Annotated in this window: 11 protein-coding genes; all 11 read left to right on the top strand. The window is 32.2% G+C overall.

Going from position 1 to position 16,121, the window contains the following annotated elements:
- Window positions 1-132 precede the first annotated feature (132 nt).
- Complete coding sequence (locus KV700_RS12115) at window positions 133-510, top strand: DUF2007 domain-containing protein (RefSeq protein WP_166383589.1); 378 nt, start codon at window positions 133-135, stop codon at window positions 508-510.
- Window positions 511-562: 52 nt separating this feature from the next.
- Window positions 563-997: a LexA family transcriptional regulator gene (locus KV700_RS12110; RefSeq protein WP_166383591.1), complete on the top strand. Its 435-nt coding sequence runs from the start codon at window positions 563-565 to the stop codon at window positions 995-997.
- 75 nt (window positions 998-1,072) lie between these two features.
- Window positions 1,073-1,576, top strand: a complete 504-nt coding sequence (locus tag KV700_RS12105; RefSeq protein WP_218598028.1) for a DUF2975 domain-containing protein — start codon at window positions 1,073-1,075, stop codon at window positions 1,574-1,576.
- Window position 1,577: 1 nt separating this feature from the next.
- Window positions 1,578-1,784, top strand: a complete 207-nt coding sequence (locus KV700_RS12100; protein WP_165731639.1) for a helix-turn-helix transcriptional regulator — start codon at window positions 1,578-1,580, stop codon at window positions 1,782-1,784.
- A 54-nt stretch (window positions 1,785-1,838) separates the two neighbouring features.
- The gene (locus tag KV700_RS12095) at window positions 1,839-4,634 is read left to right on the top strand and encodes a helix-turn-helix transcriptional regulator (RefSeq protein ID WP_218598027.1); all 2,796 of its coding nucleotides are present in this window, start codon (window positions 1,839-1,841) and stop codon (window positions 4,632-4,634) included.
- Between the two features lie 250 nt (window positions 4,635-4,884).
- Window positions 4,885-7,983 (top strand): TonB-dependent receptor, encoded by a 3,099-nt coding sequence (locus KV700_RS12090; protein WP_218598026.1) that lies wholly within the window; start codon window positions 4,885-4,887, stop codon window positions 7,981-7,983.
- Between the two features lie 20 nt (window positions 7,984-8,003).
- Window positions 8,004-9,416, top strand: coding sequence for a RagB/SusD family nutrient uptake outer membrane protein (locus KV700_RS12085; RefSeq protein ID WP_218598025.1), 1,413 nt, complete (start codon window positions 8,004-8,006; stop codon window positions 9,414-9,416).
- Between the two features lie 72 nt (window positions 9,417-9,488).
- On the top strand, window positions 9,489-10,832 hold the full coding sequence (locus KV700_RS12080) for a glucoamylase family protein (protein WP_218598024.1): 1,344 nt from the start codon (window positions 9,489-9,491) through the stop codon (window positions 10,830-10,832).
- A gap of 12 nt (window positions 10,833-10,844) precedes the next feature.
- Window positions 10,845-11,645: a prolyl oligopeptidase family serine peptidase gene (locus KV700_RS12075; protein WP_218598023.1), complete on the top strand. Its 801-nt coding sequence runs from the start codon at window positions 10,845-10,847 to the stop codon at window positions 11,643-11,645.
- Between the two features lie 5 nt (window positions 11,646-11,650).
- A complete protein-coding gene (bglX, locus tag KV700_RS12070; protein WP_218598022.1) occupies window positions 11,651-13,993 on the top strand; it encodes a beta-glucosidase BglX in 2,343 nt (780 codons plus the stop codon).
- A gap of 178 nt (window positions 13,994-14,171) precedes the next feature.
- Entirely contained in the window at window positions 14,172-16,019 is a 1,848-nt protein-coding gene (locus KV700_RS12065) for a family 43 glycosylhydrolase (RefSeq protein WP_218598021.1), read from the top strand.
- Window positions 16,020-16,121 lie beyond the last annotated feature (102 nt).

Raw genomic sequence — 16,121 nt, 5'->3', positions numbered from 1 at the left:
CGTTGGATTAGAACTCCATAATTTTTAATAAAAGAAAAAAATTCTTTTTAAATTCAGTTTGTCATCTCGAACGAGGAACGAGGAGGAATCTCATAATTATAAGGTTTTAACCTTTAAATTGATAATATTTTCATGAATGATAATTACAAAATTTTAGCCGTTTTTGAATATTCTACAGAAGCGCATATAACAAAAACGAAATTAGATTCCGAAGGTTTCAAAACCTTATTAATGGATGAGAAAACCATAGATACCGACCCTTTAGTGAGTAATGCAATTGGGGGTGTAAAATTGTTGGTTCATAAAGATGATTTTGAAAAAGCAGCAACTATTTATAATGAGATTAGAGTTTATCAAAAGGATGAAAATGGAAATGATATTTTTTGTCCGAATTGCAACGCTACTCAAATATTAATTGCACCTCTTAAAAGGAAAAATATATTCTATATGTTATTCCCATTTTTCGAAAAAACAAGACGCATTTGCAATAATTGTAAGACCGTATTTTAATTGCAAAATAATATCTCAAACATTTAAAGAAAAGTTATAATTTGCAAACATTATGAACGGAACTAAAAACCTTACTTTTTTTACACCTAAAGCTTCTTCTGGTAACGGAGCTATTTTGGTTGATGTTGGTATTTCTGCCGGTTTTCCTTCTCCTGCAGATGATTTTAGAGAAACTAGAATTTCTTTAGATGATGAATTAATCCACAACAAAGACGCTACTTTTTTTGCAAAAGTAAAAGGGCAATCTATGATTGATGCAGGTTTAGATGACAATGATTTATTAGTTATTGACAGAAGTTTAGAACCTGCCAACAATAAAATTGCTGTTTGTTTTTTAGATGGTGATTTCACTGTGAAACGTTTACGTGTAGAAAAAAACGAAGTTTGGTTACAACCAGAAAACCCTAATTATCCTATTATAAAAATCACAGAAGAGAATGATTTTATGATTTGGGGAATTGTAACAAGCGTTATCAAAAAAGTTTAAAATTACCTTTTTTTAATATTTTATTATTGTTTTTCGATAGTTTTTATATATTTGCAGTGTCAAATATGTAAAGTCATGAGAAAAATTAATATTTTAAAAGCAATTGTAGATTTACTTTGGATTTTTTCCATGCCAATAGTCTTAATAATTATCGGATTTTCTATTGCAATTTTCTTTGTAGACCTAGGTGATTTAAATATAAAAATAAACTCAATAGGTCTTAATACCGACACACTATTCTCAAAAACACTTCTTGTTGTTTCTACACTAAATTATTTATTAATTATTGCTGCTTTGTATTTTTTTAAGAAAGTACTAAACCACTTTGTAAGAGTAAAAATATTTGAAGAAACCGTTATTTCATCCTTCAAAAAGGCAGGAAATCTATTATTGATTTCCGGAATTATTTCATTCACAATTTCTATAATCAATAAAGTGTATTTTGAGAAAAAAATATCTTTAGAATTCGGTTTGAATCAGCATTTAGTTATTATCTGTTTAGGATTATTCTTTTTGACTTTAAGTGAAATATTTAAAATTGCAAAACATCAAAAACAAGAAAACGATTTAACAATATAATATGGCAATCATAGTAAACTTAGATGTAATGCTTGCCAAACGCAAAATGCGGAGTAAAGAATTGGCAGAAATTATTGGCATTACAACCGCAAACTTATCCGTTTTAAAATCTGGTAAAGCAAAAGCCGTTCGTTTTTCTACTTTAGAGGCAATTTGCAAAGCACTAGATTGTCAACCTGCGGATATTTTAGAGTATCAAAAAGATTAAAAACAGTATTTTTAGTGCGTCTTAAAAACACATCAAATTAGTTAACGAATCGTAATGACAAAACATTTAAAAATTTTAAGCATACTTTTCTTTTACATATCTATAACAGCTGTAAATGCTCAATTTTCTCCTAGTCTCAAAAACTATACGCTGGCAGAATACAAAGCTGGTAACCAAAATTGGGACATTACAAGATCTAAAAATGGTAAAGTATATGTTGCTAATAATAGTGGCTTATTAGAATATAATGCGCTGGTTTGGAAATTGTATCAATTACCTAATAAAACAACCGTTCGATCAGTTTTAGCTGTAGATGATATCATTTACACAGGTTCGTTCGAAGAATTTGGCTTTTGGGAAAGAGATCATTTCGGAATCCTTAAATACCAATCATTAAGTGATACGATTCTCAACAAGATTTCTCCTAATGAAGAAATATGGAGCATTGTAAAGTATAAAGACAAAATAATTTTTCGCTCTTTCTTAAATATTTATATATATGATTATAAAAGCATTACACAATTAAAGTCTGACTCAATACTTATTTCACTTAGTGTTATTGACGATGATTTATATGTAAGTACTTTAAATGGAGGTGTTTTTTTACTTAAAGACAACAAACTAGCACCTTTTTATTCTAATGACTTACTTCTAGATACTAAGATTATAGCTATCAACAAATATGAAGATAAGCTTCTGTTGATGACCTCTCTAAAAGGAAGTTTTTTTCTAAAGAAAGGAAAGCTAGTTCCTACCGGTTTTGAGATAAATGAAGCCATTAAACTACATCAACTTAATGATTTTTCTATTCTAAAAAATGGAGAAATGGTTTTCGGAACTATAAAAGACGGCGTTTTCTTAACGGATCATTTAGGGAACTTAAAATTTCATATCAGTAAAGAAAATGGTTTATTAAATAATACTGTTTTGGGTCAAGCACAAGATGATTCAGACAACCTTTGGTTGGGGTTAGATAATGGAATTGCTCATATAGAACTAAGCAGTAGTAATTATTTCTTTAATGATGTTTCTGGGAAGCTAGGTGCTGTTTATGATATTATTGAATACAAGGATGTTATTTATATCGGAACTAATACAGGGCTTTTTAAACTTGATGCTAATGATCAATTAGAGTTTATAGAAGGTTCGCAAGGTCAGGTTTGGGATCTAACAATTATAGGTGATGAGCTTTTTTGTGGTCATAATGAAGGAACTTTTTTAGTAGATACGAATACTTTTAAAAAGATATCTAATTTTACTGGAGGCTGGACAATAAAGAAAGTTCCTGAAAGAAATGATACCTATATTCAAGGTACCTATTCTGGATTGGTAAAATTTGAAAAGAAAAATGGAGAATGGACTGTAAAACAGTTTAACAAAGCCCTAATACCTTCTCGTTTTTTAGTATTTGAAAATTCTTACACAGCTTGGGTTGCACATGAAACCAAAGGCGTTTATAAGATTCAGTTTGATGAAGATTATGAAACCATACGTAGTGTAGAGAATTATGAAAAAAAAGGTATTAGCTCTAATTATAATATAAGGGTTTATAATATTAAGAACAATATTAGTTTTAAAACAAGTAAAGGTTGGCAGAAATATGAACCTATTTTAGATTCTATTATCCCTTATAAACTACTTAATAATAAGTTAGGAAAGCATAGTTATATTATATCTGAAGATGACACAAATCTTTTTTCGCTGAAAAACAATCATGGCTTTATTAATTTTAAATCTTTTTCTAATGATGACGAACTCCTTGTTTTAAGTGATGATCAATTAAAAAACAGATACATTATAGGTTACGAAAATGTATCTAAAGTAAATGATTCGGCTTATGCTTTAAATTTAGACAATGGTTTTATGATGATTAATAATACCACAGCCTCTAATTATAGTTTACAAAAGCCAAAAATAGAAGTTATATCTGTAGATGGAATTCCTATTGATTTATCTGAGATTAAGAACAATGAAGTCCGTTTTAATTTTAATGAAAATATTACGGTAGCGCTGTCGTCTTCAAAATCCGTAAATCATTATTTTGAATACAAAATATCTAACACCGGTAATTTATGGTACAAAGCAGAAAACGATAAAATAGAGTTCCCTAACCTTAAAGACGGAGAATATACAATTTCCTTTAGAGCAAAAGGAAATTCTGGAAATGTATCAACTGTTCAAAATTTAAATATAGATGTATTACCTCCTTGGTATAGAGATACTTTTGGGTTCTTGCTATACACAATTATTGCACTTTTAATTATTGCAGTATTATATGTTTTGCAAAATAAAAAAATAGCAAAAGAACAGCGTCTTATAAAAATCAAGTATCAGAAAGAGCAAGAAAAATTACTACGCGAAAAGACCTTAGAAAACGAAAAACAAATTGTAGAGTTTAAAAATGAATCTTTGCAAAAAGAAATTAAGCTTAAAAGTAAACAGCTAGCCAATAATGCGATGGCTTTGGTGAAGAAAAATGAAATCCTTGAGGAAATTAAAAAAGATCTGATGGGGCATAAAGAAGGCTTTAATAGTCAGTATAACTTTAAAAAATTGTTGAAAAAATTAGATAATTCTATTGTACTTAAAGATGAATGGGCCGTTTTCGAAAATAATTTCAGTCAAGTTCATGATGAGTTTTTCGAAATCTTAAAAACCAAACATCCAAAGCTTACTCCAAAGGATTTAAAGATATGTGCTTACATCAAAATGAATCTTTCTTCAAAAGAAATTGCACCTTTAATGAATATCTCTCATAGGGGTGTAGAAACGCATAGATATAGGTTAAAAAAGAAGTTAAATTTAGAAAATGATATTTCTATCACTGATTATTTGTTAAATATCAAATAATAAACTTCTTTTTTTACCTAATACACAATTAATAACTACGTCATCTATACGTCATTTCTTTAATTCCTCTTCAACTACAACGTTTTATTTAGGGCAACAAAGTACGTCAACCGCGATTTGTTAATGATTTTTAACATTTGGTGCATTTAGTGACGTATTTAAAATGTAAAGCTCTTTTTAATTTATTTAATAATAGTTTATAATTTAGTCTACCGAATAAACTGAATATTTAATAATTAATAACACTAATATGAAAACAAAGATTAGTCTATTATTAATATTGTTTTTTTCATTAGGTGCCTTTGCACAAAAAATGGAAATAAATGGTATTGTAACAAGTAAAAATGGAGGTACTCCTTTACCAGGAGTAAGTGTTGCTTTAGCAGGAACAGCCAACGGGGTCTCAACCGATTTTGATGGAAAGTACGCTCTTACCGTTAATAAAGGTGAACAATTAACATTTAGCTACATTGGCTTTAAAAAAATTACAGTAACAGTAAATAATGAAAATGTTATCGATATTTCATTAGAAGATGACGTAGAATCTCTAAATGAAATTGTAGTTATTGGTTATGGTACCCAAAAAAGATCAGATCTTACAGGTGCTGTTTCTAGTATTAAATCAGATGATTTATTAAAACAACCCGCAGCAAACGCTACACAATCTATACAAGGAAAATTGTCTGGTGTAAATATTATTAACACCAATGCACCTGGTAGTGATCCTGTAGTAATGATAAGAGGATTAGGTACTGCCGCATCTGGTACAACACCTCTTTATATTGTAGATGGTATACAAGTAAGTGGTATTAGTAACATAAACCCTTCTGATATTGAAACAATGGATGTTATGAAAGATGCTGCCTCAGCTGCTATTTATGGTATGGATGCTGCAAACGGTGTTATATTCATTACAACCAAAAAAGGGCAGAATGGAAAAGCTAAAGTTTCATTAAGTTCTTACTACGGAGCAACTAGTACGCTGAACCCAGTAAAAATGGCAGATGCATCAGAGTACATTACTTACTTTAATGAAGTTCGTACATCTTTAGGGTCTACAGATTTATTATCACCAAACCAAGCAAATGATACAGATTGGTATGATGAGTTAACAGATGTTAGATTATCTAATAGTAATAATGTTTCTATTTCTGGAGCTAATGAACATACAAATTATTTCTTTAGTTTAAATAATTACAATGAGGATGGACTTTTAAAAGATCAAAACTTAACTAGAAATACGTTAAGATCTAACAATACCTTCAACCTTTTTGAAAACACGGTGAAATTTACACAAAGCTTTAGTGCTGCAATTTCAAAAGGAACTCCAAAACCTTTTAATGCCTTTAATGAAGCATACAGACAATCTCCATTAGTGCCTGCGTACTATGATAATGGTGCTTTTGGTCAATCTAACTGGAATACGAATACAGGAATTGTTGGTTACCAAGGTAACAGCCGTTTAAACTCTATAGGTAACCCTTTGGCAACTGTATATTATAACAATCAAAAAGATGAAACTACAGATTTACAAGGATCTTTTGATTTAGAGGTTAAGATAACAGGTTCTTTAAAAGCAAACTCTCGTTTTGGAGGTACTAAATCGTACTACAAATCAAGATCTTTTAATGATATTAAGTCTCAGTATTTAACTACAAATACAGGGCAAAATGAAGCTGATTTTAATGCTTTAAAAGAAGCAAACCCAACAACTACAGCATATGCAGATAACAACTTATCTTTTAGCAGATCTGAAAGCTATAGATACAACTGGGATAATTATTTAACTTTCGACAAAATAATAGGCAATCACAGCATTAATGTGGTAGCAGGTCTTACAAAAGGTAGTAAAAACAATACGTTTAACACTTATCAACTTGCTTATGATGTGCCACAAAAAGAACAATATTGGAACATCAACTTTGCTTCTGAAGATTATGAACAAACGTCACAACAAAGTTCATCTACGCCTACAAATCAATTATCCTATTATGGAAGGTTGCAATATAACTACAATGAAAAATACTTTCTTCAAGCAAATATTCGTAGAGACGGTATAAGCACATTCAATAATGATAACAATACAGAATATTTTGGAAACTTCCCTTCTTTTAGTGCAGGTTGGGTGTTAACTAAAGAATCATTTTTAAGTGATATAGAAAACCTAAATTTCTTAAAAATGAGAGTAGGTTGGGGTAAATTAGGAAATTCAGATGTTCCTTTTAATGTGTCAACATATTCAACCGCTACCGGAAGTAGTAATGTAAATTACGTATTTGGGGCGAATCAAGATTTAGTGTACGGTGCAGCTTTAGGTGCTTCTATCTACCCTATTTCTTGGGAAATTACTAAAGAAACAAACGTTGGTTTAGATTTTCAGGCGTATAGCTCAAGATTATCTGGTAGTTTTAACTACTACAATAGAAACACAGAAAATGCTATTTTAAATGTAACTCCTGTTTACACTTCTGGTGAAGGAACCAATTATTATGATCATGGTGCAGAAGTACTAAACAAAGGTTTTGAAATAGAATTTAATTGGAGAGACAATATCACTGAAGACTTATCATACAACTTAGGTTTTGTGTTTTCTGATAATAAAAATAATGTTGAGAATGTAAAATCTGCTTATGATGGTCAAACCGGAGGTAGTTTATCTAACGGTCAAATCACAAAGAAATTACAAGAAGGACAGCCTATTTATGCTTGGTGGATGTACGAAGCAGATGGTGTTTGGCAAAACCAAGATGAAATAAATAACAATGCACATTACGGTACTCCATCTCCAGGACATTTACGTTATAAAGATCAAAATAATGATGGTGTTATCGATGATAATGACAAAAAATTCTTCGGTTCTTACATTCCTACTTATAACTTCGGATTTAATGTAGGTTTAAACTATAAAAGTTTTGACTTAGCTGTTGATGCTTTTGGAGCTGGTGGAAATAAAATCTATAACGGTTTAAAAGGAACGAGTATAGACGGTGGTGAAAACATAGCGTATGATACATTTGCAAATAGATGGACAGGCGAAGGATCTACCAATGTAAACCCAGGAGCAGGTAAAGATTCTTATGCATCAAGTTATTATTTAGAAGATGGAGATTATTTAAGAATCAACAATATTACCATTGGTTATACTTTACCGGTGCTAATGAATCAAGTTTCTAGAATTAGAGTTTATGCAACTGCTAAAAACCCATTTATGTTTACTAAGTATTCTGGTTTTACTCCAGAAATAGTTGGTTCATCTGGTTCTGCAGGAGCAAGTGGAGCAGCAGGAATAGAACTTTCTGCATACCCAAACACTAAAACTTTCTTATTTGGTGTAAACATCGATTTATAAAATTTTAAAAAATAATTATCATGAAAAATAATATTAAAAATATACAGATTCTATTTGCTATAGGACTGCTTTTCACTACTGTTTCTTGTAGTGAAGATTATTTAAATGTTGATAGTAAAGATCGTTTAGAGCAAGACGATACTGAAACAGTAACGCCTAAAGAAATGGTAAATGGTGCCTACGGTATGTTAACCGAATGGGATTATGCTTTTTCTTATCTTGGAATAACAGAAATTATATCTGACAATTCAGATAAAGGTAGTTCTTCTACCGATACTGGGGGTGATAAAGACGTATTAGATGCCTTAACCTATACAAGTAGTGCTGGTTCAATTCTTTCTATGTGGCAAAATTGGTATAAATCTATAAACAGAGCAACGATTGCTATAGATTATACAGAAAATTATGGTCTAACAGATGAAAACTTACAAAACAGATTAGTTGGTGAAGCGAAGTTTTTAAGAGCTTTAAATTATTTTTGGTTAGTAAGATCTTTTGGGGCTGTACCATTACAAGATGTAGATTTAGTTGAAAGACAACCTGTAGCAGATGTATACGCTTATATAGAAGCAGACTTATTAGATGCTATAGAAAAGCTACCTCTTAAAAGTAAGTATGCTTCAGAAGATTTAGGTCGTGCAACTAAAGGAGCTGCTCAAGCACTTTTATCTAAAGTTTACCTTTATGAAAAAGAATGGCAAAAAGCATATGACATGGCAGACAATGTTATTAATTCTGGAGAATATGAATTGCATCCAAATTATGAAGAATTATGGAGAGCTTCCACAGAAAATTGTATCGAATCTATTTTTGAAGTGCAAGCTAGAGGAGAATCTATAGCTCATGGTGTGCAACAATATTCACAAACTCAAGGTGCCAGAGGTGCTGACGGTTGGGGATGGGGATATAACAATCCATCTGAAACACTTGTAAAAGCGTTCGAAGCAGAAGGTGATCTAATTAGAATGAATGCTTCTATTATTTTTGAAGGTGAAACACTATGGGATGGTCGTAAAGTTTTTGAAGTTGAAAACCCTAGGTATAATGAAAAAGCATATTCTACTGCTTCTGCAGGATCAGACGATGGCGATAAAAACATACGAATACTTCGTTATGCAGAAATTCTATTAATAAAAGCGGAAGCTGCAACATATATTGGTCAAGATGCTGCAACACCACTTAATTTAGTAAGAAGCAGAGTAGATTTACCTTCTATTAGCAATCCAACAGTAGCACAAATATGGAAAGAAAGACACTTAGAATTAGCGATGGAACATGATCGTTGGTTTGATATTGTTAGAACAGGACAAGCAAAAGAAGCAATGGCTGCAGATGGTAAAACATTTGTTGTTGGTAAACACGAATTGTTTCCAATTCCTTACAATCAATTAATACAAACTCCGGGAATGACACAAAACCCAGGATGGGAGTAATCTAAAATTTCAGCTATGCTTACCATTTAAGTATAGCTGAAATTTAATGTATCATTTAAGAACATGTTATATATGCGTAATTTTCTATTAATAAGTATACTATCACTAGCTCTATTTGGTTGTAATAAGCAAAAAGAAGAAACTACTACAGATACCGTTGTAGAGGATAACTTTATTTCTGATGATGCCCTTTTAGATCGCATTCAAGAACAAACTATCAATTATTTTTGGGAAGGAGCAGAACCTAATTCAGGTTTGGCTCTCGAAAGAATACACATGGATAATATGTATCTTGAATCGCCTAAAACTACCGTAACTACTGGAGGAAGTGGTTTTGGATTGATGGCCATTTTAGTAGGAATTGAAAGAGGATTTATATCGAGAGAAGCAGCACTTATAAGGTTTCAAAAAATAGTAGATTTTTTAGAAAAAGCAGATCGCTTTCATGGTGCTTGGCCACATTGGATTAACGGTGAAACCGGAAAAACACAGCCCTTTAGCGAAAAAGATAATGGAGGAGATTTGGTTGAAACAGCTTTTCTTATTCAAGGTTTATTAACGGTTTCTGAATATTTTGATGGCAATACTCTAGAGGAAAAAGAATTGGTTTCTAAAATAGATAACCTATACAGAACTGTAGAATGGGACTGGTACACCAAAAACGGAGAAGATGTTTTGTACTGGCATTGGTCGCCAGAATATGGTTGGGACATGAACTTACCTGTTCAAGGTTATAACGAATGTTTAATTATGTATGTCCTCGCTGCAGCATCACCAACACACCCAATTACAAAATCTGTTTATGAACAGGGATGGGCAAAAAATGGTGCTATTGTTTCTAATAAAACCTATTATGATGAAAACCTCGTTTTAAACTATTTTTATAATGATACAGATTTGATTGGACCTTTATTTTGGGCGCATTACTCCTACTTAGGTTTAGATCCTAGAAACTTATCAGATCAATATGCAAATTATTGGACACTAACACAAAATCAAGCTAAAATTCATTACAAATACGCAGTCGATAATCCACTAAATTATAAAGGATACGGAGAGGATCTTTGGGGTTTAACTTCTAGCTATTCCATAGATGGTTATCATGGACATAGACCAGGTGATGATCTTGGTGTAATTTCACCAACTGCAGCATTATCTTCTTTTCCATACACACCAAATGAAAGCATGAATGTTTTAAGAAACATTTATATAAATCATGATCGTGTTGTTGGTAAATACGGTCCTTATGATGCTTTTAGCCTTGAAGATGATTGGTACATAGAAAAATATCTTGCAATAGACCAAGGTCCTATTCCTATAATGATAGAAAATCACAGAACAGGCTTGTTATGGCGATTATTCATGAAAAATAGCGATGTACAAAATGGTTTAGATGCACTTGGTTTTACCTATTAATAAGTAAGAAAAATGAAGTTAAAAACACTTATAACAACACTCTTTTTAGTTTTTGTGATGTCTTTTTTAATGAGCGCACAGCAATTAAAAAAGTCTGAAGATTTATTTCTAAACAAAACACATATTGTTGAGAAAGACACGCTTAAATACAGAGTATTATTACCTAAAAACTTTTCTAAAGACAAAACATATCCGGTGGTATTGTTTCTTCACGGAGCAGGAGAACGAGGCGACGATAATAAAAAACAGCTCGCAAATGGTAGCGATTTATTTTTAAATGAAACAACAAGAAATTCATTTCCTGCAATCGTTATTTTTCCACAATGTCCAGAAAATGATTATTGGGCTAAGTTAAAAGCAGATCGATCTACAAAACCAATTACGTTTAAGTATAAATACAAGAAATCACCAACCAAAGCAATGGGTTTGGTAATGAGTTTGATGGATGAAATGGTAGAAAAACCATATGTAAAAACAAATCAAATTTATGTAATGGGTTTATCTATGGGAGGTATGGGTACTTTCGAAATAATCTATAGAAAACCAGAAATGTTTGCAGCAGCTATTCCTATTTGCGGAGGCGGACATCCAAAAACGGTATCAGCATATGCCAAATCTATTCCATTATGGGTTTTTCATGGAGCAAAAGATGATGTTGTAGACCCAAATTTATCAGTAAATATGGTGTCTGAAATTCTTAAAAATGGCGGATTTCCAAGATTTACACTCTATGATTTTGCTAATCACAACAGCTGGGATCCTGCTTTAGCAGAACCAGAATTATTAACATGGCTTTTCTCTAATTCAAAATAAAAAAAATGACAAAACAATCTATTCTAAAAATAACAGGTATTCTAATTATAGCAATCATCTTTTCGAGCTGTAATTCTAACAATAATACAGGTACAAGTTCTAAAGCAACAGCAGAAAATCTATTCGAGCCAAAAATAGATTCAATTCTAGAACTAATGACCTTAGATGAAAAAATTGGCCAACTTAATTTACCAACTTCTGGAGATATAACCACAGGAACAGCAAAAGGAACTGATGTTGGAGAACGCATAAAAGAAGGTAAAGTTGGTGGGTTATTCAATATTAAAACAGCAGAAAAAATTTATGAAGTTCAAAAAATTGCTGTAGAACAAAGTAGATTAGGAATTCCATTAATTTTTGGAATGGACGTGATTCATGGTTACAAAACAACGTTTCCAATTCCTTTAGGTCTTTCTAGTTCTTGGGATATGGAAATGATTGAAAAAACGGCAAGAGTAGCAGCTACAGAAGCAAGTGCAGACGGAATTAACTGGACGTTCTCTCCGATGGTTGATATCTCTAGAGACCCACGTTGGGGACGCGTTTCTGAAGGAAATGGAGAAGATCCTTATCTAGGAAGTAAAATTGCTGTAGCTATGGTAAATGGGTATCAATCTGATGATTTATCAGCAAATAACACCTTAATGGCTTGTGTAAAACACTTTGCACTTTACGGTGCTTCTGAAGCAGGTAGAGATTACAATACAGTAGATATGAGCCGTAATAGAATGTATAATGAATACTTAGCACCTTACAAAGCAGCAGTAGATGCCGGAGTGGGTTCTGTAATGGCTTCCTTTAACGAAATAGACGGAATTCCTGCTACAGGAAACAAGTGGTTGCTTACAGATGTATTAAGAGATGATTGGGGTTTTAATGGTTTTGTGGTAACTGATTATACAGGTATTTATGAAATGATAGCACATGGTGTTGGAGATAAATATCAAGTTTCGGAACAAGCATTAAAAGCAGGTGTAGATATGGATATGGCAGGAGATTCTCCTTCAGTTCCAGCTGCTTTTATAAAAACTTTAAAAGAGTCTTATGAAAACGGTAAAGTAACCATGGATGAAATTGACACGGCGGTAAAACGTATGCTAACAGCAAAATACCAATTAGGTTTATTTGACAATCCTTATAAATATTGCGATCTTGATAGAGCTAAAACAGAAATTTTTACACCAGAAAACAAAGCGTTTGCACGTAAAGTTTCTGCGGAATCTATGGTATTGCTAAAAAATGAAAATCAATTACTTCCGCTTAAAAAATCTGGAACAATTGCTTTAATTGGTCCATTGGCAAAAGCAGCTAACAATATGGCTGGAACTTGGAGTGTAGCTACAGATCAAGAAAAATCAAACTCTGTTTTTGATGGTTTAAAAGAAGTTATTGGTGACAAAGCAACCATGTTATACGCAAAAGGAAGTAACATCGATTATGACTTAGAATTAGAACAACGTGCCACTATGTTCGGTAAAGGGATTCCTAGAGACGGACGTACAGACAAACAATTGTTAGATGAAGCGCTTAAAATCGCAGCAAAGTCTGATGTTATTGTAGCAACTATTGGAGAATCTGCAGAATTAAGTGGAGAAAGCAGTAGTAGAACAGACCTTGGTATTCCACAAGTTCAGAAAGATTTATTGAATGCTTTATTAAAAACAGGAAAACCTGTTGTTTTAGTATTATTTACAGGAAGACCTTTAGTTTTAGTGGAAGAAAATGAAAATGTACCTGCTATACTTAACGCATGGTTTCCGGGTAGTGAAGCTGGTTTAGCAATTTCTGATGTATTATTCGGAGATGTAAATCCTTCAGGAAAATTAACAGCTACTTTTCCAAGAAATGTAGGTCAAGTACCATTATTTTACAATCATAAAAATACAGGAAGACCTCTTGGAAATACAGAAGGGAAATTTGAGAAATTTAAAAGTAACTATATCGATGTTCGTAACGAGCCTTTGTATCCTTTTGGTTATGGATTAAGCTACACTACGTTTGATTATGGAAACTTGAAATTAGATACCTCTTCTATAAATATGGATGGCGAAATTAATGTTTCTGTAGAGGTTACTAATTCTGGTAATTACGACGGAAAAGAAGTTGTTCAATTATACATAAGAGATCTTGTTGGTTCTGTAACTAGACCTGTAAAAGAGCTAAAAGGTTTCCAAAAAGTAGAGATTAAGAAAGGAGAAACTCAGAATATAACGTTCAAAATTTCTGTTGAAGATTTAAAATTCTATAATTCAGAATTAGATTTTGTAGCAGAACCAGGACAGTTTCAAGTTTTTGTAGGAACAAATTCAGACACCAAAATGATGAAAGAATTTGAATTGACTAAATAAAAGCATCACAATTAAATAATAACAATTTCATGCCACACATAATTTTTAAGTTTATCCCTATTCTTATTATTTTGTGTGGTTTTTACTTGTCAGATTGTAACATAATCTTAGGTTAGTAACTTGGGAATGAAATTTTCAGAAGAGAAAATTAATTTGAACACGCACTAAATTATAAATCATGAAAAAACTACTTTTTTTATTCACTTTAGTATTCCTTTTTTCTTGTAATAATGAAAAAAATAAGAATACAGCACAAGCTTCTGATACCAAGAAAATATCAGAAATAAAAAAAAGGCTTGAAACCTATATCAACCCATTAGATATTGATTATACCTATATGGTATACAATTCAACTCAAAATAAATCGTACCGTTCAGGTGCAGATCCAGCGGTTATAGAATTTAAAGGAGAGTATTACATGTTTGTAACCCGTTCTTTTGGTTATTGGCATTCTACAGATTTAATAAACTGGAATTTTATTAAGCCAGAACAATGGTTTTTTGAAGGTAGTAACGCGCCTACAGCTTTTAATTACAAGGATTCATTGGTATACTTTGCCGGTAACCCTGCAGGTTACGGAAGTATTCTTTACACAGACGATCCTAAAGGAGGAAAATGGACACCAACAGCTTCTATATCAACAGACATTCAAGATTCTGAATTATTTATAGATGATGACGGACAAACTTATTTGTATTGGGGCTCTTCTAATGTGAATCCGCTTCAGGTAAAAATGTTGAATAAGGACGATCGTTTTTTAGAAACAGGTGTGCGTAAAGAATTGTTTAATCTCGATGAAGAAAAACACGGATGGGAACGTTTTGGAGAAAACAACTTTCATCCAACCTTAAAGGAAGGCTATATGGAAGGCGCTTCTATGACCAAACACAACGGAAAATATTATTTACAATATGCTGCACCTGGCACACAATTTAATGTGTATGCAGATGGAGTTTATATTGGAGACACTCCATTAGGCCCATTTAAATACATGAAAAACAACCCGATGAGTTTTAAACCAGGCGGATTTACAAATGGTGCTGGACACGGAATAACGGTAAAACAAACCAATGGGCAATATTGGCACTTTGCAACCATGGCGCTTGCCTCTAATTCGCAATGGGAACGTCGTTTAAGTATGTTTCCTACTTATTTTGATGCTGACGGATTAATGTATAGCAACACATCTTATGGTGATTATCCGCGTTTTGGAGCGAATCATCCTACAAAAGCAGGAGAACACAATGGTTGGATGTTATTGTCTTATAAAGGAGCTGCTACCGTCTCTTCTTCCTTAATGCAGATAAAGAAATTTACGTCTGATGATGATGCGGTAGAAGTCACAGAATTACCTTTAGAAAAAAATACTGATGGTCAAATAATCTCTAAAATATTAACAGATGAAGATCCTAAAACATTTTGGGTTGCAGACACCAATGATGATAAACAATGGATAACTATTGAAATGCTAAAACCCGGAAATATCAATGCTTTTCAATTAAATTTCCATGACCATGAATCCGGAATTTATACGCGTACCGAAGGATTAAAGCATCAATTTACTATTGAAACTTCTGAAGATGGCGTTAACTGGCAAATCGTTGTAGATAGAAGTACAAGCGAAAAAGACACACCAAATGCTTACATTGTTTTAGACGACCCTGTAAAAGCAAAGTATGTACGTTATAACAATATAAAAGTACCTGGAGCAAACTTTGCAATGTCCGAGTTTAGAGTATTTGGATTAGGACTAGAAAATAAGCCAACAGGAGTTACAGGGTTCAAAGTAAAAAGAGAAGCAGATCGTAGAGATGTATCTTTTTCTTGGGATGCAGTAAAAGGTGCTCAGGGTTATAATATCCGTTGGGGAATTGCAAAAGATAAATTATATCAATCATGGCAAGTCTACGATACGACAGAACATTTTATGCGTTCTTTAGACAGAGATACACCGTATTATTTTACCATAGAAGCATTTAGTGAAAACGGAATTTCAGTAAAAAGTAATATTCTTTACACTAAATAAATTATAGCTAACAAATAATTTTAGATACTCTAAAGCATAAAAAAACTCCGAATTTTCATTCGGAGTTTTTACTTTTTAGTTCTCAATTACGCTCAAACTAAC

It is taken from the genome of Polaribacter sp. NJDZ03, assembly GCF_019263805.1.
Taxonomy (GTDB): Bacteria; Bacteroidota; Bacteroidia; order Flavobacteriales; family Flavobacteriaceae; genus Polaribacter.
The sequence above is the reverse complement of the archived record's forward strand: the minus strand, read 5'-3'. Positions and strand labels throughout refer to the sequence as shown.